This is a genomic window from Nonlabens ulvanivorans (assembly GCF_032922765.1).
Lineage (GTDB): Bacteria > Bacteroidota > Bacteroidia > Flavobacteriales > Flavobacteriaceae > Nonlabens > Nonlabens ulvanivorans.
The window spans coordinates 3,116,142-3,142,437 of record NZ_CP136694.1 but is presented as its reverse complement, the minus strand read 5'-3'; the positions used below and the strand labels follow the sequence as shown (position 1 = coordinate 3,142,437).

Below are 26,296 nucleotides of genomic sequence, written 5' to 3'. Positions count from 1 at the left end.
TTAATCCTTACGAGTTACAATATTACCAGCTTTTCCACCTTACTGGTTTGCTGATTAGATAACGTAGACTTTACTGTTATCTTATAAATATAAACACCTTTTCCTAATCGCTGGCCAAAATCGTCTGTACCATCCCATGTAATTTCTCTAGAGGTAAAACCAGTCGTCGTCACAGACTGATTCTTACTCCAAATAACTTTCCCAGAAATGGTCATTACTTGTATTTGAACATTTAATGGTTCAAATGGCTTATTATGATTGAACCAAAACTCTGTATAAGTAGTAAATGGATTAGGATAATTAAGGACACGTTCTAGTTTAATACCGTCATTTTCTGCAACAATGAATTGTATTTCTTGTTCTGCAGAGTTATTGTAGGTATCCCAAGCTTTTAATTTTAAGGTATGCAATCCAGGCTCTAAATCTCTAAGTGGAAAATAAACCTGACCACGAGCAAAGTTATCTACGTCTGCCTCATAATAATCATTAAGTATAAAGGGATCTACATCATTACCGTCTAATATTGCAGTAATATCATGACCTATACCACTAGATGTGTTAATCCCATTATCATCACTTAAAAAAGCTAGAATAAATGGATTCTCATCTGTAATTCCACCATTCACAAAATTAGTATCATTCATATACAAGTCAATCTCAGGACCTATATCATCGGCAGGAGCGGCTGTATTAACTCCACCTATGCGAACATCTAAGTTATAACCATTTTTATCTTCTTGAACACCATCCCTTTTTGCATAAAAAGAGACCCTACCATTACCTATAGGAACCTGAGTATCGAGCGGCATTACAAAATTTACATCAAAAACACCATTTGTTACCGTAGCCTGACCTCTAAAAAGAACCTCGCCTTGTTGCTTAAAATCTAAAAGAATTAATTGACCCGTCGAATCTCTAGCATCATCATTCCCCAAGGTAGTGCGATCAATTTCTTTATCAAAAACAGTCACTGAAACCTCACCGTTATAATTAGGTATTAAATTCCCTTGTAAATCGTGCACCTCTCCACTTAACACAACAGGATCTAGCGCTCTTAACACATCAATATTACTTGCTATAGGATTTCCATTAACGGCAGTTAATACAACATTAGGGTCTGGTATTGCCAGTTTTAAGGCTGGATCACCTATAAACGCAACAACTCTTCTGGTTGCGTCATTATTAAGCGCCGGATCTACTTTGGCAAGCCTAAGAGATTCGGCCATTGAAATAGCTTGTGCGTTATTATATGAAAACAAATATTGATCAAGAGTACGATTTAAGGTGACTCCAGTAGAAATAAAGATTAATCGATTAGTAGCTACTAAACCTATCGCACCACCATCCGGATTAAGAAACACACGTTCCCCACCACTAGGCCTTAAAGGGTTATCAAACCTTGTAAATTCACAAGTAACAGTTATAAACAGAGGCAAATTATTTGGATTACGTAAATTCTCAACAGATGACTGTGTTATTACAAATTCTTGAGCAAGTCCATCTTCATTACCATGACCAAAATAATTAATCACTAACGAGCCTCTTTCAAAAGCATTTTTCACAGCTTCCTCTACATCTGGATACCTAAAACCACCAGCCGTACTCAATTGCTGGTAACTATCCAGTATTATTTTACGCACATTATAATCGGGTCTGTTTAACTCAATCTGATCAGCAAGATCATTTACATTAACCTGAAGATTACTATCTGTTTGCGGATCATCGATATCATCTCCTATTAACACAACATCATTGCGCCATCTTTCAAAAGCTGGCTGCGCAGTATAGCTTACAACTTTATCAACCATTTCCCTCGCTTCTGTGATATCGGTAACAATCATACGTCCTACCGCCAGATCCATCAAGTTATTAGTAGCTACATTTCCTTCATTAGGATTCATATATGTAAAAAAATCATCTGTCACATAAGACTGTGTAAGTGACGTGGCCTCAGCCGTTAGAAATGAAGGAACAATATTTTCTCTTACAGAAATACGATTTTTATAATCAAAACTAGCGTCACCAAACATATTTAAATACTTCACTCTATTTGCAGGGCTAGAAGCATTATCATAAACATATTTTACAAAATTTCTAATTGCTGCAATATCCTGTTCTCCTTCAGAAAACTCATTATAGATATCTGAAAGAGTCACGACTTTAGTATTTAAGTTACTAGTAGTAATATGGTAATTTGCAAGTCTTTGGGCTTCACTTTCAAGAAATGATGGAGTAATAATTAAATAATCTATATCCTTAAAATTTCCGTTGCTATCAATAAAAATGGTTCCTTTCAAGTTCTGATTTGCTACTCGTCTATTTGAAACTGAGATAGGATTAAAAAAATCATTATTATCCACGACAATGTATTCCTTTACCTCACCACCGTTATCTACAAAAGAAAAATTAGCATCACTAGTATTGTTCAAAACGGTCGTGACATTATAAGGATCTGATATATTCCAAACTTCAGAAATGCTAGTAGCGTTAGAAAACTGAAATTGCACAACTCCAGGCTGTAAAGCAGCCTCCGTATTTCTAAATCTATATGACTCACCTATCCCTACTAAAGATTGAGGCACCTCTAACTCTATATAATCTAGATAGCCTTCGGCACCAGGATTTCCAGAATTATCAAAAGTAATTTTCACATCAACACCATCACTAGTAACATTAATATTATTTGCAATCAACTGCCCTCTTCTTGAAACCAAAGTATTTACTCCTGCTAAACCAAAATGGCCTATAGTTCCCGCAGACACGCCATTAACCTCACAAGTAAAAGAACTACCAATATCTGATATGGCACCTGTCACTACTTTTAAACTTGCTGGTCTAGAACCTATCACATTGTTAAATTCAAATTCAAAAGTCTGTTCTGGCTCAAAATCAAAACGCTCACCATACCATATGCGACCTATTTGCCCTATGTTTCTTTCATCAATTTCATGATGTTGTCTAGCGTGAAAATAATCATAAGTAATTGCAGGAGTACCCATAGGTTGTACAAAAGGCAAAATACGTTTACCATTACCTGAACTTATAGTTATATAATAAAATGATTCATCCGTATAAGGATTAATATGACTATCGTTTTCCAAGACATATTCAGAGTTAGCGGCCGTGGCATAAAATAAAATTTCATCACCATTATCAAAACTACCATCATTTTCACCTCGCACACTAATTGCAATCTCTGCAGGATCATAAGCCACAGTTTGAGAATTTACTAAAGGCAATGATGAGCCACCATTTCCATAAACTTTAATCGTACGAGGATCAATACCACTCACATTTATACCTAGGCTACTTAAAAAAGACCTGGTGATTCTATGCACACCCGTATTCTCTACTTTAAAGCGGAACCATTCACCTGATGTAAGCAAAGAGTTCCCGTAATTTGTAGATTTGGTAGTAAATATTGGCTCTCCATCAGTAAAAACTGGAGTAAAAGATACAACCTTACGATATTGATTACCATCCTTGAATATAGGAGACACTCTTATTTGTGCATAATTACGCTTTCGCGAAAGCGCATTTCTTAGACTATACTGCAATCCATCAACAATAAATTCTTTATCCAGATCTGCAAGCTCCCTGTTTGATAAGACCTCTGTTTCTAAATTCTCTAAAACCAAACTTGATTCATTAACCAAAGATGAAATCTCAATAGACTTAGAAAACCAAATTTGAGAACCATTAAACTGATATCCATTTTCAAAATACGGAACTAAAACCGTATAATCACCAATCGACTGTTTTAAAGCAGGCTGCCATTTCAACTCTTCTTTCTGACCTTGAGCCATTAATAAAAGGGGAAAACTAACAATTATTAAAAAAATATATCTCATCAAACCGATAACGTCTATTTATAAAATCTATTATAAAAAATAAAAACTTAAAAAAATGTGAACACTCATGAAATAAACGGCATTCAAGCTCGTTTAAAAACATGGAACGACAAATGTAATGGGAATATTAACAATTTATGCTTTTGGTTTTCTCCGAAGTTGTTATATTGCGAGACATTTTTCAAAATAATATCTTAAAATGAAGAAGTACTTTGCATTAAAAGCAGTATTTACACTAATCGCTGGTGTGGTACTAGTGAGCTGTGGCGGTGGTGGAAACGATTATTCTAGCACATCTCGAGGAACTGGATGGGACGTTACCGGTAAAAACGGTGGTTTTGAATTAAATACTAAATACAAGGAGCAGGAAACTGGACCAGGATTAGTATTTGTTGAAGGAGGAACATTCACAATGGGACGTGTAAAAGATGACCCTATGCACGATTGGAACAACACTCCTAACCAGCAACACGTCCAGTCGTTCTATATCGACGAAACTGAAGTTACTAATGGTATGTATCTTGAGATGCTAGACTGGATCAAAGGTGTATTCCCTCCAGAAGATGAAGAATATCGTAATATTTATAATGGTGCGGTACCTGACACTCTAGTATGGAGAAACCGATTAGGATTCAATGAAGAGATGACTAAGAATTACTTACGTCACCCTGCATACCAAAACTACCCAGTAGTAGGTGTGACTTGGATTCAAGCTGTTGAATTTTCAGAATGGAGAACAGATCGTGTAAATGAATTAATTCTTAATCAAGAAGGATTTACGTCTAAAGACGCTTTAGCTAATCAAGATGCTGGATCTACATTCAGCACTGAGACCTATTTAAATGCGCCTACTCTAGCTTATGGAGGAGATGACGAAAAGACTCGTGGAGGAAAAAGAAGTGAATCATTAGAAAAAAGAAAAACACAAAAAGCTGCAAAGCAAGGTGAAGGTGGCGGCGAGGCATCTGGACTTTACGTAACTCGTAAAGACGGTATTATTTTACCAGGATACAGACTACCTACCGAAGCAGAATGGGAATATGCAGCACTTGCTGAAGTTTCTCAAAGAGAATATAACGCTTATCGTGGTAGAAAGAAATACCCATGGGATGGTCAGTATACTCGTAGCGGTAAGAGACAGACTCGTGGAGACCACATGGCAAACTTTAAGCAAGGTGATGGAGATTATGGTGGTATCGCAGGATGGAGTGATGATGGAGCAGATATTACTGCTGAAGTTATGACTTATGAACCTAATGAATTTGGTGTATACGACATGGCTGGTAACGTTTCTGAATGGGTAGCTGATGTTTATCGTCCTATCGTTGATGATGAATTTAATGACTTTAATTACTATCGTGGTAACCAATACACAAAAAATAAAATTGGTGCTGATGGTATGATTGCTGTCGTAGAAGCTGACTCTATCGTTTATGACACTTTAAGCAATGGTAAAACTATTGCTAGAGCATTACCTGGTGAAATCCAACAGGTAGAAGTTGATGAAAACGAAACTTATTTAAGAACAAACTTTGACAGAAGTGACAACCGTGACTTCCGTGATGGTGATCGTCGTTCTTCTAAGTATTTTGACAACACTGATCAATTAGAAGATAACAAAAGAATGTATGATTCTCCATTGCATACAGTGGACTCTGATTCCTTAGGTACTTTAGACAGACAATACGATCAAGAAAACACTCGTACAACACTTATCGATAATGAAGTTCGTGTTATCAAAGGTGGTTCATGGAGAGATAGAGCTTATTGGTTAGATCCTGCATCCCGCAGATTCTATCCACAAGACATGGCAAAAGATGACCTAGGTTTCCGATGCGCAATGTCACGTGTAGGTTCTAAATCAAAGAAAAACAAAAGACCTCGTAATTAATTCTGCGAATCTTTATAAATTAAAAAGAAGCCCTTATTTTTAAGGGCTTTTTTTATGCATTACTTTTATGAAGGAATTATACCTAATATTCTTAACCAGCAATGGCGTTCAAACTGATACTCGTAAGATAATTGACGGTCAATTATTCTATGCCTTATCAGGGGAGAACTTCGACGGTAATAGCTATGTAGAACAAGCTTTAAGCAAAGGAGCTATCCATGCAGTTTCCAGTGATCTGAAATGGGAGAACGATTCTAGAGTCACTGTTGTAAAAGACACTTTAAAAAACCTACAACAATTAGCAACTTACCATAGAAAAAAAATAAACATACCCATTCTCTCTCTAACAGGTAGCAATGGAAAAACAACAACCAAAGAGTTAATCATATCAGTTTTGCGCCAGCAATTTAATGTTAAAGGAACTGCAGGCAACCTTAACAATCATATAGGCGTTCCATTAACTCTTTTAAGTTTTAATGAGTCTACAGACATAGGTATTGTAGAAATGGGAGCTAATCATTTAAAAGAAATTGAAACTCTCTCTAACATCACCTTACCCGATTATGGCTTGATAACTAATTACGGTAAAGCACATTTAGAAGGTTTCGGTAGTGAAGAAAATATAAGAATAGGCAAAAGCGAATTGTTTGAACACTTGAGAAAACATAACAAAACAGCGATTGTAGGTCACTGGAACAAAGAACAATTAAAAAGATCTAAAGGAATCGAGCGTTTTTTAACAAGTAGCGATAGTAAGCTTATCAAAGCTGAGCCCTACATCAGTCTAGAATTTGAAGGCAAACAATGCGACACACAGTTAGTAGGTGAATACAATTATCACAACATGCTACTCGCTGCTGCAGTAGGTCAGATTTTTAACATGAGTACGACTAACATAATAAAAGGGCTCGCTCATTACACACCTAATAACAATAGATCTCAGATCATACAAAAAGGAAATCTTAAAATAATACTAGACGCATACAATGCAAACCCTAGCAGCATGGTTGTTGCTTTAAAAAACCTAAGTAAACAATCAGAACGTAAAAAAATAGCCATTCTGGGCGATATGTTTGAATTGGGGACATACTCGACGACAGAACATCAAAATATTGCTGAGTTAACACAACAGCTTCAAATAGACCAAACTTATTTAATTGGTGAAGCCTTTTCAAAAGTAAGCTGTGAACAAGCTCAATTATTTGAAAACCTCGAGAGTTTTAATAAGCAGTTTAACATTGACAAAACACAAGAATCTGTACTACTTATAAAAGGATCTAGAGGCATGGCATTAGAACGGATATTAGAGATAATTGAGTAGATTTAAAAAAAAATGAAAATAATTTGCAAAAAGCTTTTTACAAAAATAAAATTATGTAAATTTGCCACCGCTTTAGAGCAAAAGGTACCTTAGCTCAGTTGGTAGAGCAATGGACTGAAAATCCATGTGTCCCTGGTTCGATTCCTGGAGGTACCACAAAAGGCTGTCTGTTTTAGACAGCCTTTTTTGTTTTCTATAACTTTATTATTACAAAGTCAGTTTATATTTATCACCTTAAAATGTGGGATTAGCTCAGTTGGTTTAGAGCGTTACGTTGACATCGTAAAGGTCACTGGTTCGAATCCAGTATTTCACACAACTTTATATACATGATATTAGTTATAGACATAGGCAACACTTCGATTAAAATCGCTGCAACGGATAACTATAAAATCATTTCTTACCAGAGAACAACTGAGATCGATTTCATTAATGACTGTAAAACTGTTATTACACAATTTCCGCAAATAAAAAACGCAGCCCTATGCCAAGTAGGTAGAATCAATCTAGACACAATCCAACAGTTAGAAAAGCTAGTGTCTGTTTTCAAGATTGAGAACCACATTAAACTACCTTTTACAAATCTGTATCAATCAACAACTTTAGGAAATGACAGAATAGCACTAGTATCTGGAGCCATTTCGAGAATTGAAAAAGAAGAAAGTTGCTTAATAATTGACGCAGGGACCTGCGTGACCTATGACTACATTGATAAGAATTTAAACTATCACGGCGGTGCAATTTCACCAGGTTTAAGATTACGTTATGAATCACTTCATAATTTTACAGCAAACCTTCCGTTATTAACTGCACAAACTATAGATAACTTCATTGGCAATTCTACCACAACAAGCATTCACAGTGGTGTTATTAATGGTTTAACACAAGAAATAAAAGGCTGCATTAGACAGTACGAACAAAAAAACAAAGACATTAAAGTTTTTATGACCGGTGGAGACGCTCAACTATTGTCAACTCAACTAAAAAGCCGTTTCTTTGCCACGCCTTTTTTGATGCTCGAGGGCATCTATTATTTATATCAATTTAATAAAGACTTATGATCAGAAGTATTTTAATCGTTTTAGTGGCATGTACTTGCTTTACAGGAATGGCACAACAGCGTACTTCATCTCCCTATTCCTTCTTTGGTTTAGGTCAACAAACCTTTAAAGGCACAATTGAAAATCGCAGTATGGGAGGAATTCGAACCTACAGTGATAGTATACATGTCAACTTACGAAATCCTGCTTCCTACGGTAATTTAAGAATTACAACCTACACAGTTGGGGCTGTTCACACTGAGACATGGGCCGAAACAAATACGGCTAACGAAACTTATGACAATACTACTATTGAGTATGTAAGCATCGGTATTCCTGTAAGCCAAAAAGCGGCTTTCGGATTTGGACTGGTGCCTTTTCAATCTGTCGGCTATGAATTAGGAACCTTAACTGAGGATATTTACACAAACTTCAAAGGTGAAGGAAGTCTTAACAGAGCATATTTCGGTTTTGGTTACCAACCCTTTAAAGGGTTTAACGTCGGTGGAGAGCTAAGATATAATTTTGGTCAAGAAACAAATTCTTCAAGTGTAGTTCTAGCAGATGTGCAATATGGGACCAATGAACTTAATGAAACAGACTTTAGCGGTGTTTCTTATAATTTTGGGCTTCATTACAATGGTACATTTAACGATAAATATGAATTTCAAGCAAGCGCCACCTACTCTCCAGAAAGCGATATCACAGGTGATAACAATAGAACTCTCTCTACAATATCATTAACCGGCCCGTCAACAGAAATCATCGTCAATTCTGAAGAGTTTGATATCCCTAGAGAAAAATTCAAATTACCTTCCGAAATCTCTTTAGGTATTGGTATAGGAGAACGATTAAAATGGTTTGCTGCTGCAGAGTACACATTACAAGGCACCAGCAGTACAACAAACAGATCCTTTGCTCCCGCTACAGCAACTTTTACAGACGCTGCCTCTTATAAATTAGGAGGATATTTCATACCTGACTACAACAGCATCTCAAGCTACTGGAAAAGAGCAACTTATCGTGCAGGAATACGGTTTGAAGAAACCGGCTTACAACTTAATGGAGAAGACATAACTGAGTTTGGCATATCTTTTGGAATGGGTATACCTGTAGGACAAACAAGAGCCTTTTCAAATGCTAATATTGGATTAGAATACGGTCAAAGAGGAACTACATCAAATGGTTTAGTTAAAGAAGACTTCTTTAGCATTTCCCTAGGGTTATCTTTAAATGACAGGTGGTTCCAGAAAAGAAAATATAATTAAGAACGATAAATTAAGTATTATGAACCTTAAAACTACATTTTTAACTTTTGTTGCTGTTATCAGTATCGCTTTCGCGAAAGCGCAAGAAGCAGGAGACTGTAATGTCATGTTGAGCATATTTGCAGAAAATGCAAAAGCAAAAAATTATGACGAAGCCTATAAGCAACTTGGAGACTTAGTAACTAATTGTCCAGATGCTAGTGCAGCCATTTATCAATATGGTGAAATAATTTATGAACACCGTTTAAGAAAAAAAATAGGTGATGAAGGAGCAAATGCTCAAGGATTAATTGATATGCTAAACGCTCAAATTACAAAATTTGGTGATAAGGTAAATACTAGCAAGAAAAAAATTGAAATGGCTAGTAAAATGTATAAGTACGGAATTGGTGAGCAGTCTAATCAATACATGATGTTAGAAGATGTTTTCACAAAAGATCCAGACAACTTTACAGACCCTAACGGAATGATTACTTACTTCAAGTTAGCAGAGAAAGAATACAAATTAAATAAAATAGATCTTCAGAAGTTATTTGATACTTATGATGCTTTAACTGAAAGAATAGCACAAGTACAAGATGAACGTTCTACAGTTATTCAACAATTACTTGACAAAAAAGAAACTGAAGGTTCATTAACTGAAAAAGAAGAAAAAACTATTGTTAATCAAGAAAAAAACTTGAAAAACTACAACATAGTTAACAAAAGTGTTAATGGTACACTAGGACAATTAGCAGATTGTGATAAACTAATCCCATTATATGAGCAAGATTTTGACTCAAAGCAAAGCGATGAGAAATGGTTAGGTAATGTATTAAGAAGATTGCAAAGTAAAGATTGTACGGATGCACCTTTATATGTAAGATCAGTAAAAGCTTTACATGTATTAAAGCCTAGTTGGAAGACCGCTTACGGACTAGGAAACATAGCAACTACTCAATCGGAAAAATTTCAATACTGGGATCAAGCGATTGAACTAGGCGCTGATAATGATACAAAATCAAGAATTCACTACAAGAAAGCTGAAATCTTTAAAGGTAAAGGTCAATATGGTAGTGCAAAGAAAGAATATCTTGCCTCTAACGCTGCAAAACCTTCTTTTGGATTACCTTTCTTAAGAATTGCAAACCTAGTTGCTAGCAGTGCAAACAGCTGTGGTACTACTCCATTTGAAAAAAGAGCTGTGAATTGGCTAGCGGCACGTTATGCTGATAAAGCAGGAAGTGTAGACGCAAGTTTAAAATCTACAGCAGCAAAGACTGCAGCTAGTTACAGAGGTAGAGCTCCACAAAAATCTGAGATTTTCATGGAGAAAGCTTACAATTCTGGTGACACTATTAGATTTAACTGTTGGGTTGGAGATTCTGTAAGAATACCTTAAGAATGAAACAACTTTTTCACTTATTAAAAATTACAATCACGGCTATGGCCGTGATTTGTGTTTTATCCTGTGATGATAATTTAAAGGCTATTCAAAAGATGCAAATCGCATCTAATGAGCCTATGGGAGAAGTAAAAGAAATGCTTCTTAAACATACTGATAGCGGTTTAATCAAAGTGAAAATGAGCGGTGAAACTATGTTAGATTTCTCTAACGATATTTATCCCTACACAGAGTTCCCTGACGGCATTCATGTCGTCGTTTATGAACATAAAAAAGACAGTGTACTAGAAACCAATATAACTGCAGACTATGCTATTATGTATAGTGAATCAGATTTAGTAGATTTGAAAGGAAATGTGACTATAGTCAATCATGACGGAAATACTTTTCACGGAGAACAACTTTACTGGGATCAAACTGCAAAGTGGATTTTTACTGATCAGTCATTTTCTACCCAACTTAAAAACGCATCAACATCTGGCACCATGCTCGACGCAGATGAGGAGTACAATAAAATAACTGTACGAGATAATAACGACCAGTTTTACAGAACACCTTTGAAAAAATGACAAAATTCTTTAAATACTTCCAATACGCTTATCTAATTTTTGCTGGATTCTTTTTAGTTCGCGGTTTTTATGAACTTGAAGAAAATCCTAACATGGCTTATGTATTATGGGCTATGGCTGCATTAGTTTTATTCATGTTTTTCTTTAGGAGAAGATATATCAGTAAATTTGATAATCGCAATAATAACAGCGATTCAAAATAATGCTTACAGCGGTACTGATTATATTCACCATGCTAGTTCTTAGCGCCTTTTTCTCAGGTATGGAAATAGCTTATGTATCTTCTAATAAGATACACATAGAGCTAGAAAAACGTCAAGAAGACTTTATAGGTCGAGTTTTGCGCAATCTTACAGCTCACCCATCAAAGTTCATTATCTCCATGCTAATAGGCAACAGTATCGCGCTTGTTGTCTATGGATTATATATGGGAGATTTAGTTACAGAAGAGCTTATTATACCGCACCTAGAACTGACAGAAAGTTTACAATTAGTCGTTCAAACCATCATTTCCACCTTAGTCATCTTACTAACTGCTGAATTTCTTCCTAAAGTATTTTTTCAAATTTACTCTAACGAATTACTAAAATTCTTTGCGCTACCAGCTTATATATTTTACCTATTATTCACTCCGATATCTTGGATTTGCATAAAAATATCTGATTTTTTCCTGCGCATATTTTTTAAATCTAATGGTGATAATATACAGTTATCATTTTCAAAAATTGAACTAGGTAATTACATTACCGAACAAATGGAAAGCGCTCAAGAACAGGATGAAGTGGATACTGAAATTCAGATATTTCAAAACGCATTAGACTTCTCTGCTGTTAAAGCTCGTGAAGTAATGGTGCCACGTACCGAAATGATCTCAGTACAACAAGATATTGACATTAAAGAACTAAACAAAAAATTTGTAAATACCGGGCTTTCAAAGATTTTAATTCATCATGAAACCATCGATGACATTACTGGATATGTACACAGTTTTGATTTATTTAAATCTCCAGATGATTTAAATAGCATCGTGCGCAGTGTTATAAACGTCCCAGAGACTATGCTTGCAAAAGACGTTCTTAATCTATTAATGAAACGACGTAAAAGTATTGCCATTGTATTAGATGAATACGGTGGTACATCGGGATTAATAACCGTAGAAGATATTGTTGAAGAGCTCTTTGGTGAAATTGAAGATGAGCATGATTCTGATACTCTAATCGACACTCAAATTAGTGATACAGAATTTAAATTCAGCGCTAGATTAGAGGTAGACACCATCAATGAGAACTACAAACTAGACCTACCAGAAAACGAACAATACGAGACACTAGGTGGACTTATTGTATTTGAAACTGAAGGTATCCCTACAGAAGGTGACATTGTCACTATTGAACAATACAAATTCACGATTCTTGAGACCTCAAATAACAAGATTGACCTTGTTGAATTAGAGATTTTAGACAAGGAATAAGTTAAGGAGTTATCGAGCGTTTGAGAATACGCTTTCGCGAAAGCATATTTATCACCCAACTTACTGCTATAAAGCACCGTTTAAGCTTTAATTATTAGAGGGAAAACACTATTTTCGCCGACACTTTAAAATTAAACCCATTTAAGATGGCCATATTAGGTAAAATCAGATCACAAGGATTAATCCTTATTCTAGTAATCGCTCTTGCATTATTTGCATTTATTATTCAAGGTTTACTGACCTCTAACGGTGCTGCAAAGGCGTCTTCATTAGGATCAGTAGGAAGTACTGAGCTAGACAGAGAAGCATTTGCTCGTAGAGTTGAGACGACAATGCAACAACGTGGCGCTGGCACATCTACCGTTCAAGCAGTAAATAGCGTATGGGATGCAGAGGTTAGAGATGCTGTTTTAAACATGCAAATCAACGAAGCAGGTATTGAAGTATCTGACGAGGCTGTGAAGAATCAAGTAAAAAGCATGTATGCAAATGCTCCTATTTTCTTAGATGAAAACGGACAGTTCTCTGAAATTAAAATGAACACATTTGTTGCAGACTTAAAAAATAATCAACCAGAACGTTATCAATTATGGTTACAGGATGTTGAGAATGCAGCAGATCAGGCTAAGCAAACTCAATTCTTTAATCTTTTAAAATCTGGTATTATTGGTACACAGGCGGCAGGAGAAATGGAATATCGCCTGGCAAATGATAATCGTAGCTTTACTTTTGTAAACATACCTTACACCAGCATTGCAGATTCAGAAGTAGAAATTTCAAAATCTGAGATTTCTTCTTATATCGCAAAGAACGAATCTAAGTTTAAGTCTGAAGCACAACGCGACATTCAATATGTAGTATTTGAAGACAAAGCTTCTGAGGCAGATAAAGCAACCATGAAATCTGATATGACTAAGCTATTAAGCTCTTATGAAGAGTTTAGTGAAAATACTAACAGAACCGAAACATACCAAGGTCTTAACACTGTGGAAGACGTTGAAACGTTTGTAAACTCTCAATCTGACCTGCCATATGACGGCTCTTATTTATTAACCTCTAAGTTACCAGCAACTGCAAAAGCTATAGCTGCTTTAGAAGAAGGATCTACTTATGGTCCTTATGAGGATGGTGAACACATGAAAATATCACGTCTTGAAGACAAGAAAACAATCATGGATAGTGTTCAAACTAAACACATCCTTGTCGCATATGCTGGTGCAACGCGCTCAGCTTCTACACGATCAAAAGAAGATGCAAAAAAGGTAGCAGACAGTATTTTTGCAACAATAGGTCAAAGTAATAGTAAGTTTAATGCTAAGTGGGACTACTTCAACGAGAATACTGAAGTAGCTAAAGGTGAAGACATAGGTTGGGTAGTTTACTCTGGAAATGCTAGAAACTTTGCGCCTGGATTCACAAAATTTCTTTTTGAAAATGATAAAGGTTCTGTAGGTATATCAGAAAGCTCTTTCGGTTACCACATTATCCATATACAAGACACTAAAGCACCAACTGAAGCTGTTAAAATAGCGACTATTGCAAAGAAAGTAGAAGCTTCTAAAGCGACTGGAAAGCAATTATTTACTGATGCTCAAAAATTCCAACAAGGTGCTGCTGAAAAAGATTTTACAGAAGTTGCTAAAGAATTCACACTGGATGTAAAGCCTGTAAAAAACTTAAAAGCAATGGATGAGAATTTACCAGGCTTACAGAGAAACCGTTCTGTAGTTCAATGGGCTTTTAAAGAAGGAACGGACATAGGTGATACAGAACGTTTTGAAACTCCTGAAGGATATGTAATCGTGCAATTGACTAGAAAAGCTGAATCAGGACTTATGTCTGCTGAAGAAGCTAGCGCAACTGTTACTCCTATCCTACGTAACAAGAAGAAGGCAAAAATGATCATGGATCAAATCACAGCTACTGAAGTCAATGACATCGCATCTGCACAAGGCTTAAATGCTAGAGCAGCAACTGCTGTTAATCGTAAATCGCCTACAATACCAGGAGTTGGTGAAGAGCCTAAAGTAGTAGGTACTGCATTTGGTCTTGCCGAAGGAGAAACTTCAAAACCTATTGCTGGTGAAAAAGGTGTATTTGTTGTTAAAGTAACGGCAATTGAAAACGCACCAGATCTAGGAAGCTATAAAGCAGATGCTAATGAGGTTGCTAATCGTACTGCAAACCAAGCGACATCTAAGTTAGTAGAGGCTCTTAAGAAGTCTATAGAGATTACAGATAATAGATCTACTTTTTACTAGAAAGCAGATTACAGCATATTAAAAAAAGCCACTCAATGAGTGGCTTTTTTTATTGATGACTCATTCCATATTATATTAATAATAAAATATCTCTAACTCGTATCCTAACCCTAATTGTTTCATCGGTCCACCAATCGTTCTGGGATATTGTCTTTCCGATACTTCACTCCATTCAGCCTTATCGGAATACCTAGAATGAAAATAATCAATAGACTCATTCTTCTTTTTTGGATGTAGTGCAATTAAAGGTACATCATATATATTGTTGATCGTCTTAATGGTATCTCCATTACGTTCTAAATATTTAAACCTAGGAATAGCAAGCATATCACCATTTTCGTCACAAGGACCCATATTCAATATACTCACAAGAATACCATTATCTGGAAATACTATTTCCTCATTTGAGTAATCCAACTCATACTTAAATTTCTTACCTGAAACTATAAAATCTTTAGTAGGATAATTCAATTTTACAAATGAAGAATCGGAAAGCATTTCATAAAATTGAACGCGAAACAAAAAATTAGTTTCAAGTCTTTTACTTTTAACAGGATATGATTTCTTGCCAGGTTTTTTCTTCATCAATTCATTTGATTGTTCCCAATCAGCATTTTTCTTAATAATTGGCACTGTTAATTGGGTTAACCTCACATCAGTTCTATCATTCTCCTTGATAAGAAACAACCCATATTCTTGCCCGTGATAATGCGGCATACCATCTAACCAATGTTTCTTTCTAGATGGTGGTTGCTTAAGTTTCTTAGTCTTTATAGGTTCACCTTTAAGTACGACTGCATCTAGAAACTGATCTTTTTTTATCAAAATAATCTGATAATCATCTATATCAGACACTTTTATTTTTAAGACCTCATAACCTAAACCATCTAGATATAATTCCCCATCTTTTAACTCTTCAGGTAAAAAAAATGAACCGTCAACATTTGAGTAAATACTATTATCCTCATAATAAACTAGGACATTTGAAATAGGCTCTTTAGACTGGTTATCTATTATCTGATACTCGATTTGAGCATGTAATAAAACTGAATAACTTAATAGAAGTAAGAACAGCAGTTTCTTTATGGCTTTCATAGACAAGTGTTTTTAACCTTAAAAATATACTACTTATCAAAACAAAAGGTGAGATATTATAAAATCATTTCAATTCTCTAGGCCTCAAGCTTAAGTTTATTTGAGTTTCAATTTCCTAAAACAACATCATCCCATTCCAGAACAATTTCAAATCCTTTAGATTTAAAATAAGCTCGTTCTTCAATATCACCAGTGCACATTATAAAATCGCCACCCCAACCACCTAAACTTTTTATGGCTTGTGTATAATCTGGAAAAAGCTTTTGCTTTACTGGCTCTAATCCTATTAAACTAGAAATGATAGCTTCGTGTCTATTGATAACCTCATTAAAGTGAGCTAGATCATTAGAGGCATCCTTAAATCTTTGTGGCATCTCATCCAATTCCTTCCTTAATTCATCCGTAATTAATGAATTATCAAAACGTGCTATAGAGTCTCTACTATTTTGTTTTCTGTTGAGATACACAAAGAAAATAGATTCCATTATAGTGGGATTCCAATCAAATGGTTCAACAATTGGTAGCCCGTTATTATAATTATAGATCAGTCTACTATTTTCAGTAGCACAAGCTATATCATATCCACTACCACCGAAACAAGCAAACTGTAACATATAGGCATCACATTCTAGCCATTGCGCTATAAGGGAAATTAATGTAGAACTAGTTCCCATACCGTATTTTCGATTAAAATCTAATGTCGTGATTGCATTGAATCCATCAGCCATTTTATCCAGCGCTTGAGGATACAACTCTATTGCTTTTCTTAAAATCTCAACAAGTTTAACTGTAACAGCATTATCAGATTTAAAAGTGTCTAGATTTTTCAAAACATTTAAATCAAGTGTATCTTCAAACCACAAACTACCATCATGGTCATAGCTTTTCCAAGCGAACTGACCATCATTTCTAGAATTAATATTAAGATACTGATTTAACTTCAAAGGCATCGCTAGCGCAGATACGTTATCGAGCACGACATATTCACCTGTGATAAGGAATTTACCATGAGCGCTATATTTCTTTTTGATGACTTCTTTATTCAATTGTTTTTATTTGTCGTTGTGTTTTCTTTAAAGTGCAATACTATTGATACTTATTAATCGATTAGCGCTTTTTTAATTAAAACTATTTGGCCCAAGTGATAGTAACTATGCTCGATAATAGCATCGATATTTCTATAAAAATCACCATACTTAGGATCTACAAAATCTTTTTTAAGTTCCTCGTCAGTTAATCGCTCGACATACAAGGCTAGATCCTCACAATCCTGCCAGAACCGATTTAAAAAACGATCCCAATCTTGTTGTGATTTGATTTCAGGAAAATCAAAACTATATATATCACTAATTTCTAACCTACCGTTTGCAAATACATTCTTAACACCTGCGACATAATAGTGAATATGTTGAGCAAGTGCGGCTATAGTATTAAATGAATGTAATTCAGTAATTGCAACTTGCCAATCTAGACTTATTAACTGGTCTTTATAATTAGTATTGGCAATCCACATTCCATTGAGAAAAACTTCTCTCAAGCGATCAGCTAGGACATTTGAATTAGCCATAACCTCTTTATTTTTTTCTTATATCTGCTAGCATTTCTCGCAATCCTGAGAAACTAGGTGTCTTATCTTGAAAAGCTTTTTTGAGCAATAACTTTTCATCATCGCTTGCTCCTATTTGTTCTAACATATTCACTAAATGCATTTTCATGTGTCCCGCCTGTATTCCTGTAGTTACAAGTGAATGTAAAGCGGCAAAGTTTTGCGCCAGTCCACAAACGGCAGTTACCTTCATTAAATCCTGCGCACTTGGATTTTCTAGAATCTGCATGGCAAGTTTAGAAAGTGGATGTAGCGATGTGAGACCACCTACCGTACCTAAGGCTAGTGGAAAATCTGCTTCAAAAGTAAAGACATCGTTTTCTACTCTTCCTCTAGTTAAACTTCTATATTGTCCATCTCTAGCCGCATAAGCATGCACGCCTGCCTCAACGGCTCTAAAATCATTACCCGTTGCGATCACTACAGCATCTATACCATTCATAATCCCTTTATTATGAGTTACCGCTCGATAAGGTTCTACCGTAGCGATATCTACGGCACGAGTAAATTTACGGGCAAAGTCTGCACCGCTCACACCATTAATTGTTCCTATCTGATCAATTTTACACGATACAGATACATTCACCACACATTCTGGCACATAATTACTTAATATACTCATAATTACTTCAGGTATTCCCAGTGAGAACCCTTGAAACTCATTTGCTTTTTCTCTTAGCGTGTTTGCTAGCTGCTCCAGTGTAGTATTGATGAAATTTGCACCCATCGCATCCTTTGTCTCAAAAGTAGCATGCAGTTGATAATAACCAGATAGCACATCAGTCTTGTTCATCAATTGTACGTCTAATAATCCACCGCCGCGTTTTTTCATACTGGCATTTATGGACTGGATAGATTGTAGTAAATCCGCTTTCGCGAAAGCGTAAAACGCATCCATCTCACCATGTAAACCTTTGTACATAATATGCACTTGACCAGATTTTATCGTCGACTTTATAGTAGTTTTAAATCCTCCACGTTCTAACCAAAACTTAGCTGCTTTACTTGCTGCAGCCACCACAGAACTTTCCTCTATCGCCATAGGAATGGTCACCAATTTCCCATCAATTAAAAAATTAGGAGCTAGTCCAAACGGCAAATAGTAATTAGTAATCGTATTCTCACTAAAACCATCATGTAATTCTTGTAGTTTTTGGTCTTGATTCCAGTAACGTGTTATCGTATCATGTGCTATGATATCACCATCAAAATAAGTATCTACTAGCCAGTTAACTTTTTCTGTTTTAGAGAGTTTTGAAAAACCGATTACGGGTGCATCCATTGAAAAAAATTTAAGAGACAAAGATACAATTACAAGCGTTAATCCTAGTTTAAGGATAATGCAATAATCGGCGGGATTTTTGCGATTTTTTCTGTATACTTGATACTTTAACCCATTTTGCAATTACATGATTAAGAAAACACTTTTTGCTGCCCTATTTTTATTGACCAGTTCAGTGATGATTGCACAGCAAAACATTACTGTAGAAGATATTTACACAGGTCAATTCCGTACGGCTGGTTTACAATCTTTAGAATCTTTAAACAATGGAAAAGAGTACATTGTCCTAAATTATAATCGCGATCGTACACAAACCATAGATAAATATAGTTATGCGACTGGTGAAAAAACAGGTACGTTAGTAAGCAGTACAGATCTTAAATTACCGATTCGTTCTTACACTTTAAGTGATGATGAATCTCAAATGCTTATCGTTTCAGAAAGTCAACCTATTTTTAGATACAGTTCACATGATAAAGTACATGTTTATGACATGAACTCTAAAGAATTGACGCTCGTTAGTGAAGAGTTGGTGCGCAGTCCAGCACTTTCTCCAGATGGTAAAAAAGTGGCTTATGTGTTTGAGAACAATATTTATTACAAAGATTTAGCCTCAGGAAAAACTACTCAAGTAACTACTGATGGTATAGACAATAAACTCATCAATGGTGTTTCTGATTGGGTTTATGAAGAAGAATTTGCTATAGTACGTGCTTACCAATGGAGTCCAGACAGTAAGCAAATCGCTTTTATCTCGTTTGACGAGAGTGATGTTCCAGAATTTTCTATGGATGTTTATGGTAACGGACTATATCAAAAACAAGACGTTTTTAAATACCCTAAAGCTGGTGAAAAGAATGCCGTAGTAGGATTGCATGTGTATGATCTGCTTTCGCGAAAGCGTAATAAAATTAACTTAAATCGTAATGAAGAATTTTACATTGCAAGAATTAATTACTCGCCTAATGGTAAACTTGCGGCGCAAGTATTGAATAGACATCAAGATGTACTAGACTTTTATTATGTAGACCAATCGGGTAATGCCAGCATTGCATTTACAGAAAAAGATAAAGCTTATGTAGATGTTACTGATGACTTAACGTTCCTAGAAGATGGTAGTTTTTTATGGACCAGCGAAAAAGACAACTGGAGACATATCTATCACTATGATGCTAATGGAAATGAAAAAAAACAAATCACAACGGGTAATTGGGATGTCACTTCTTATTATGGTTATGATGCTAAAAACAAGCGCATTTTTTACCAAAGTACAGAAGACGGAAGTATTAATCGCGGAATTTATTCTATTTCTTTAAAAGGTAAGAAAAAGTCGAAGTTGTCGAACCAAATAGGTTCGAACAGTGCTTCTTTTAGTAGTGATTTCAGTTATTTCATTAACACTTACTCGAGCGCTACTACTCCACCTATGTATACTTTACATACTTCTAAAAAAGGCGAGCAGGTTCGAGAAATTCAAAATAACAATGCATTATTAGATAAACTTGATAATTACAAGTTTGCTCAAAAAGAGTTTTCTACAATCAACATTAACGGGAATGATTTGAACATGTGGACTATGAAGCCTGCAGATTTTGACCCTAGCAAGAAATACCCTTTATTAATGTTTCAATATAGTGGTCCTGGATCACAACAAGTGGCTAATCGCTGGTATGGTGCAAATGATTACTGGCACAGTATGCTAGCAAATGACGGTTATATAGTAATATGTGTAGATGGTCGAGGTACCGGCTACAAAGGAGCCGACTTTAAAAGAGTGACTCAAAAAGAGTTAGGTAAATATGAAGTTGAAGATCAAATTGCGGTAGCTAAAAAAATGGGCGCAGTGGATTATATCGACAGTTCTAGAATAGGGATTTGGGGTTGGTCTTATGGTGGATTTATGAGTTCTAACTGTATTCTTCAAGGTAATGATACTTTTAGCACTGCTATCGCAGTTGCTCCGGTTACGTCTTGGAGGTTTTATGATAGCATTTATACAGAACGTTATATGACAACACCACAAGAAAATGCAAGTGGATACGATAACAATAGCCCGATGAGTCATGTAGATAAGCTCAAAGGTAAGTACCTACTTATACATGGTAGTGCAGATGATAATGTTCATGTACAAAACACCATGCGCATGGTTGAAGCTCTTGTACAGGCTAACAAACAATTTGACTGGGCGATTTACCCAGATAAAAATCATGGAATTTATGGAGGCAATACACGCATCCATTTATTTAACAAGATGACAAACTTTATTCATAATAACCTTTAATAACACTAATCTTAATTAATAATCAAATGGAATATAAATTTGGTGGTTCACTTACGAACCAAAAAACAGTTCTAGGACATCCATCAGGATTGTTTGTTCTTTTCTTTACTGAAATGTGGGAACGATTCTCTTATTATGGAATGAGAGCATTACTTGTTCTTTTCTTAGTCGCATCAGTCTTTGACGAAGGTTGGGGCTGGGATAGAGCTGACGCTTTGACTTTGTATGCTTTTTATACAGGTCTTGTTTACGTAACTCCAATTTTTGGTGGATTAATAGCAGATAAGATTACAGGCTATAGAAAAGCCGTTGTTATAGGGGCTTTATTAATGACTTTAGGCCATGCTTCTATGGCACTTGAAGGACTTACAGGAACTTTCTTTTATTTAGGTCTCGTTCTTCTTATTATAGGTAATGGAATGTTTAAACCAAACATTTCATCGATGGTTGGTAAATTATACAAAACAGAAGACAAAGAGAAAGATGCTGGATACACGATATTCTATATGGGTATTAATGCTGGTGCTTTCTTGGGTATTTTACTTTGTGGCTACATAGGTGAATCTGTTGGATGGCACTATGGTTTTGGACTAGCTGGAATATTTATGTTTGTCGGAATGTTGCAATTCTATTTTGCTCAAGAAATTTTTGGTAAAATAGGATTATCTCCTAAAGGCGCTGAAGATTTTGATGATGCGATGGAAGACGCCTTAGAAGAAACTGAAGACGCCATTGAAGACACTATTGAAGAAGCAAAAAGCTCTAAAGTTGTATCAGATCGACTAATTGTAATCGGTGTACTAGCATTCTTTACCATCTTTTTCTGGTGGGCTTTTGAGCAAGCTGGTGGATCTATGACTATTTTTGCTGCAGACTATACAGATCGTGTATTAGAAGGTGATGGTGCATTAATATTTAAGATTTTCAATACACTATTAACAGTAATACCTATGATAATTATCACATGGGTATTAGGTATGTTATTCAAACAGACATATGCAAAGTTTGCTTTATCCAACATATTACTAGGTTTAAGTTTTGTTATCATTTGGGCAATTGTAATATGGATGTTATATCGTCAATTCACTGATCCTGCTCCTGAAGTTCCTGCTTCATGGTTTGGAATTTTAAACTCATTCTTCATCATTGCATTTGCACCTATTTTTTCTAAAATTTGGGAAAGTAAATTAAATCCTTCTGGACCCGTAAAATTTGCTATCGGACTAATTCTACTAGGTATTGGTTTCGGAATTTTGGCATTTGGTTCTATGGGAATTCCGTTAGGAGCAAAAACGGCATCGGTAAGCATGATTTTCTTAATACTAGCATATTTGTTCCATACACTAGGTGAACTATGTGTTTCACCTGTAGGGTTATCCTATGTAAGTAAACTATCACCAGGAAAACTAGTCGGGTTAATGTTCGGTATATGGTTTGTTGCAAACTTTATTGCAAATACAGCAGCTGGACTAACAGGTCGATATATTGATCCTATTGTTGAAGATTATGGTATGGCTACATTCTTTATGATATTTACCATCATTCCTATTGCCGCTGGTTTTATAATGTTGGCACTTAGTAGACTATTGGTAAAAATGATGCACGGAATCAGATAACCACATCTTCCTAATATTTTATAAAAAACGCACCATAGTGGTGCGTTTTTTGTTACCTTGAATTTTCAAAAGAAGGATACCTATGAAATGGATGTTTGTAATGATGTTATTAATAGGTTCATTTGCTACCGCACAAGTGAACTGGATGACCATGGATGAAGCGCTTGCAGCTCAAAAGAAAGAACCTAGAAAGATTTTATTAAAAGCATATACAGAATGGTGTACCAACTGTAAGTGGATGGATAAATATGCCTTTGACAAACCAGAAATTGCTGCCTTTATTAATGAAACTTATTACCCAGTAAAATTCGACGCAGAAGGTACAGAAGTGATCAACTATAAAGGAGCTACTTATGGTAACCCGATGAAACAACGTAATGAACGTTCACAACATGAATTTGCAGGATTTATGCGCATTTTTGAATATCCTACATTAGTTTTCTTTGATGAAACCGGACGTATTATCAATCCAGTACCAGGAAAAATGGGACCTAAAAAACTAGAGATCTATATTACCATGCTGGCAGATGAAACGTATAAATCAATAAACACCGGTCAAAAGTGGTCGGATTACCAAGCTAATTTTGTTTATGAGCTTCAAGGCGATACAAATTAATAGCACCTTCTTCATAAGTACTTAAAAATTCAATATTCCTTTTTTCACTAGTTAACCTCCAACGGTTTACATAAGTTCTATAATTAGAACCATCTGCAATAATTATTTGCGGTCTTAAGGCTGTTATTATTTTATCTAAATGTATTTTTGGAGAGTGAGACAAAAGTAAAATTGGGGTTTCGGCGCTTTTTAATATCACACCAGATTCATCTAAAACAACTACTTCTGTATCATTAAACTTCACTTTATTACTCAAAGAATCAATAGTTATAATTTTATTTCTATGTAATGAAGAAGATTTAATACGATCTAGAGCTGCCATGGACCTAATTGAATCCATAGCGTGATAATCAACTAGTAGTAAAACCTCTTCACGATTACTGATACTTATTACACTACCAGATGCTTGATGCATTACTACCACCTTAGAGTCTACAGTTTTCAACTTTTTGAAAGACTGAAACCCTGTAAAGCATATAATACTAATTATAGCTATATGTAAATTATAACCTGGTTCTTTAATGAGCACTCGTTCTCTCCTACTTTTTCTTACAGAACGATAGAAAAACAACGCACTACTTATCATCAATATGTAAATCAAAATAAGCTCTATGAGATCAAGATGTATTCCTTTAATAATAAACTGATCTTGAGAGCTAATTTTTTCAATGATAGTTACAATCCAATCCAAGCTTAAATTAAGTATTTCAACTAACCAATAAGACGGAATACCTGACCACAAAGATGCTAATAATAGGATTGAGAGCCCTATTATTAATGGCAATACAGGAAGTAATAACATATTACCTAAAAGAAACAGCCCTGGAAACTGATGAAAATAAAAAAGGCTTAATGGTGCAACGCCTATTTGAGCAGCAATGGTTACAGTGCCTATTTTCCAGAAGTAATCAATCACCTTCCACCGTGGTTGTATTAAATTGTATAAAATAGGCTGGATTAGCACGATAGCTATTACCGCAGTATAACTTAATTGAAAACCTACGTGAAATAGTAGCTTAGGATTAATTAATAACAATAAAAAAGCAGATAGTGCTAAGCTATGAAAAATGGAAGTTTTACGATTCACATTCATACCTATCGCAATAAAAGAGAACATAGTTACCGCTCTCATTATAGAAGGTGACATGCCTGTAATTAGAGCAAAAATCCATAACAATATTATTATAACGGCACTTTGTAGCCAGCGACCATTTTTTACAACTTTTAACCAATTCGTAAACCAGCACAAAATGAGTAAGATAATACCAACGTGTAAACCACTTAAAGCAAGTATATGGATAACACCAGCATCTCTAAAACTTTGCGTGACTGATGACTCCACATTATTGCGTTGTCCTAATATCAAGGCCTGAATTATTCCTAGTGGCTTATCTTGTAAGCCTGATGTTTCAAGAGAATTCATTAATTGATTTCTTAAAGCAATAATCCACGATTTGTTCTCACCGACGTAGACATTGAGTATATGATCATCATCGACATAAATTTGCCCATGGACATCAATCAAAGCGAGATACTCCTTATAATTAAAATCCCCTGGATTGCGCTCATCACTAGCTTGACTAATATCATCATAAACAGTAAGTCTATGACCTATTTTGTATTCAACACTATCTGATTTTTTAAATAAGACCAGAACCTTACCTGTAACATTTTTACCATCGATTTCATTAATATGCGCATAAAATCGATCATTGTAAGCATTAGGATTTAACTGATCCGTTAATTGAAAGGTAATCATTTGCTCCTTACCGTGTATGGTGTGATTAGAAAAATGATGGGATTGATTAATAGGTCTCTTACTTACCATATTTAACACTCCTAAGGCAATAAGGAAGAATATTACTGAAAAACTAAAAAGCGCCTTGAATACGGTATTAGTTCTACTGAAAAAAATGGAAAAACATAAGATAAGAAAAGATGTGGATAGAACTATTAAAGCAATATCTATAGTAATTTGCAGATACATCGCAATCAACAATCCTATCACATATGCTAACAGTAACCTATAAATAGGATATCCTAACCACTTCATTAGATGAATTTAACAAAATAATTTCAGAAAATAAAGAAATGCCCTACTCTAACCTACCAGCGCTCAAATAAGCATTGAGCCAGTAACCTTCATTCATGGTAGAAACGATTACACCACGTGAGGTGGTAGAATGAACAAAACTAATTTCGGCAGGTGTCGTTTTTACTACTAGTCCTACATGGTTCACTCTAGTTTTGTTCTTTCCTGTAGCAAAGAATAATAAATCACCTTTCTCCACTTGTTTAAAATCAATAGTACTAGCAGCATTATATAAACTAGCACTTGTACGAGGCACCGATTTACCAGCTTCTTTAAAACTTACATGTATAAGACCACTACAGTCCATACCACTGCGTGAACTACCACCGTATTTGTACTTTGTACCTTTATAACTTAGCGCAGTTTCAATGGCGTCTTTCAGTATTGGCGCTGTATTTTTATCATCTACTCGAGAAGGCGCTGTGCTAGATACGGGTTTCTCTACAGACTCTGCCTTCACCTCTCGAGAAGAAGTGTATACTCTATCTGGATAACGTTTTGCTGCTTCTTTTTTTGTGGTAACTATTCTAGGCTTAGAGCTCTTACAAGATGAAGTCCCTAAGAGCATCATGCTGGTTAAACTAACAACAAATATTTTTGTTAAGTTGACTTTATAAATACGCTTTCGCGAAAGCGAGAACAACATCATCAT

Annotated in this window: 19 protein-coding genes and 2 tRNA genes; 14 read left to right on the top strand and 7 right to left on the bottom strand. The window is 35.3% G+C overall.

The annotated features are described in order from the left end of the window. Positions 1 to 14 precede the first annotated feature (14 nt). Positions 15 to 3,851, bottom strand: coding sequence for a type IX secretion system sortase PorU (gene porU, locus R1T42_RS14145; RefSeq protein ID WP_449589544.1), 3,837 nt, complete (start codon positions 3,849 to 3,851; stop codon positions 15 to 17). 199 nt (positions 3,852 to 4,050) lie between these two features. On the opposite strand from porU, the gene gldJ reads away from it, so the two are divergent. The 11 genes from gldJ to R1T42_RS14090 all read left to right on the top strand — a co-directional run bounded on the left by gldJ (position 4,051) and on the right by R1T42_RS14090 (position 15,056). After that, complete coding sequence (gene gldJ / locus R1T42_RS14140; RefSeq protein WP_317290783.1) at positions 4,051 to 5,742, top strand: gliding motility lipoprotein GldJ; 1,692 nt, start codon at positions 4,051 to 4,053, stop codon at positions 5,740 to 5,742. A gap of 67 nt (positions 5,743 to 5,809) precedes the next feature. Further along, entirely contained in the window at positions 5,810 to 7,063 is a 1,254-nt protein-coding gene (locus R1T42_RS14135; RefSeq protein ID WP_317290782.1) for a UDP-N-acetylmuramoyl-tripeptide--D-alanyl-D-alanine ligase, read from the top strand. A gap of 83 nt (positions 7,064 to 7,146) precedes the next feature. Next, positions 7,147 to 7,219, top strand: a tRNA-Phe gene (locus R1T42_RS14130). 85 nt (positions 7,220 to 7,304) lie between these two features. Next, positions 7,305 to 7,379, top strand: a tRNA-Val gene (locus R1T42_RS14125). A 13-nt stretch (positions 7,380 to 7,392) separates the two neighbouring features. Next, the gene (locus R1T42_RS14120) at positions 7,393 to 8,124 is read left to right on the top strand and encodes a type III pantothenate kinase (protein ID WP_317290781.1); all 732 of its coding nucleotides are present in this window, start codon (positions 7,393 to 7,395) and stop codon (positions 8,122 to 8,124) included. Continuing rightward, on the top strand, positions 8,121 to 9,371 hold the full coding sequence (locus R1T42_RS14115; RefSeq protein ID WP_317290780.1) for a hypothetical protein: 1,251 nt from the start codon (positions 8,121 to 8,123) through the stop codon (positions 9,369 to 9,371). The genes R1T42_RS14120 and R1T42_RS14115 overlap by 4 nt, the downstream gene beginning before the upstream one ends. A gap of 19 nt (positions 9,372 to 9,390) precedes the next feature. Beyond that, positions 9,391 to 10,752 (top strand): hypothetical protein, encoded by a 1,362-nt coding sequence (locus R1T42_RS14110; RefSeq protein ID WP_317290779.1) that lies wholly within the window; start codon positions 9,391 to 9,393, stop codon positions 10,750 to 10,752. A gap of 2 nt (positions 10,753 to 10,754) precedes the next feature. Beyond that, on the top strand, positions 10,755 to 11,324 hold the full coding sequence (gene lptC, locus R1T42_RS14105) for an LPS export ABC transporter periplasmic protein LptC (protein WP_317290778.1): 570 nt from the start codon (positions 10,755 to 10,757) through the stop codon (positions 11,322 to 11,324). Then, positions 11,321 to 11,527 (top strand): hypothetical protein, encoded by a 207-nt coding sequence (locus R1T42_RS14100; RefSeq protein WP_042245854.1) that lies wholly within the window; start codon positions 11,321 to 11,323, stop codon positions 11,525 to 11,527. Before lptC ends, R1T42_RS14100 begins: the two co-directional genes overlap by 4 nt. Beyond that, positions 11,527 to 12,795: a hemolysin family protein gene (locus tag R1T42_RS14095; protein ID WP_036582308.1), complete on the top strand. Its 1,269-nt coding sequence runs from the start codon at positions 11,527 to 11,529 to the stop codon at positions 12,793 to 12,795. Before R1T42_RS14100 ends, R1T42_RS14095 begins: the two co-directional genes overlap by 1 nt. A gap of 146 nt (positions 12,796 to 12,941) precedes the next feature. After that, complete coding sequence (locus R1T42_RS14090; protein ID WP_317290777.1) at positions 12,942 to 15,056, top strand: peptidylprolyl isomerase; 2,115 nt, start codon at positions 12,942 to 12,944, stop codon at positions 15,054 to 15,056. 75 nt (positions 15,057 to 15,131) lie between these two features. On the opposite strand, the gene R1T42_RS14085 is transcribed toward R1T42_RS14090, so the two are convergent. The 4 genes from R1T42_RS14085 to R1T42_RS14070 all read right to left on the bottom strand — a co-directional run bounded on the left by R1T42_RS14085 (position 15,132) and on the right by R1T42_RS14070 (position 19,039). Beyond that, positions 15,132 to 16,151 carry a hypothetical protein gene (locus tag R1T42_RS14085; RefSeq protein WP_317290776.1) on the bottom strand — a complete coding sequence of 340 codons (1,020 nt, stop codon included), beginning with the start codon at positions 16,149 to 16,151 and terminating at the stop codon, positions 15,132 to 15,134. 107 nt (positions 16,152 to 16,258) lie between these two features. Continuing rightward, a complete protein-coding gene (locus R1T42_RS14080) occupies positions 16,259 to 17,197 on the bottom strand; it encodes a GYDIA family GHMP kinase (RefSeq protein WP_317290775.1) in 939 nt (312 codons plus the stop codon). A gap of 53 nt (positions 17,198 to 17,250) precedes the next feature. After that, a complete protein-coding gene (locus R1T42_RS14075; RefSeq protein ID WP_317290774.1) occupies positions 17,251 to 17,718 on the bottom strand; it encodes a DUF1572 domain-containing protein in 468 nt (155 codons plus the stop codon). 7 nt (positions 17,719 to 17,725) lie between these two features. After that, entirely contained in the window at positions 17,726 to 19,039 is a 1,314-nt protein-coding gene (locus R1T42_RS14070; RefSeq protein ID WP_317290773.1) for a hydroxymethylglutaryl-CoA reductase, degradative, read from the bottom strand. 127 nt (positions 19,040 to 19,166) lie between these two features. Between R1T42_RS14070 and R1T42_RS14065 the strand changes: the two genes are divergently transcribed. The 3 genes from R1T42_RS14065 to R1T42_RS14055 all read left to right on the top strand — a co-directional run bounded on the left by R1T42_RS14065 (position 19,167) and on the right by R1T42_RS14055 (position 23,552). Further along, the gene (locus R1T42_RS14065; RefSeq protein WP_317290772.1) at positions 19,167 to 21,320 is read left to right on the top strand and encodes a S9 family peptidase; all 2,154 of its coding nucleotides are present in this window, start codon (positions 19,167 to 19,169) and stop codon (positions 21,318 to 21,320) included. Positions 21,321 to 21,346: 26 nt separating this feature from the next. After that, a complete protein-coding gene (locus R1T42_RS14060; RefSeq protein WP_317290771.1) occupies positions 21,347 to 22,936 on the top strand; it encodes a peptide MFS transporter in 1,590 nt (529 codons plus the stop codon). 82 nt (positions 22,937 to 23,018) lie between these two features. Further along, the gene (locus R1T42_RS14055) at positions 23,019 to 23,552 is read left to right on the top strand and encodes a thioredoxin family protein (RefSeq protein WP_317290770.1); all 534 of its coding nucleotides are present in this window, start codon (positions 23,019 to 23,021) and stop codon (positions 23,550 to 23,552) included. Here R1T42_RS14055 and R1T42_RS14050 read toward each other — a convergent pair. Both R1T42_RS14050 and R1T42_RS14045 read right to left on the bottom strand, forming a co-directional pair. Then, on the bottom strand, positions 23,515 to 25,605 hold the full coding sequence (locus R1T42_RS14050) for a ComEC/Rec2 family competence protein (protein WP_317290769.1): 2,091 nt from the start codon (positions 25,603 to 25,605) through the stop codon (positions 23,515 to 23,517). The two genes, R1T42_RS14055 and R1T42_RS14050, sit on opposite strands and share 38 nt — an antisense overlap. 43 nt (positions 25,606 to 25,648) lie before the next feature. Further along, positions 25,649 to 26,296: a C40 family peptidase gene (locus R1T42_RS14045; RefSeq protein WP_317290768.1), complete on the bottom strand. Its 648-nt coding sequence runs from the start codon at positions 26,294 to 26,296 to the stop codon at positions 25,649 to 25,651.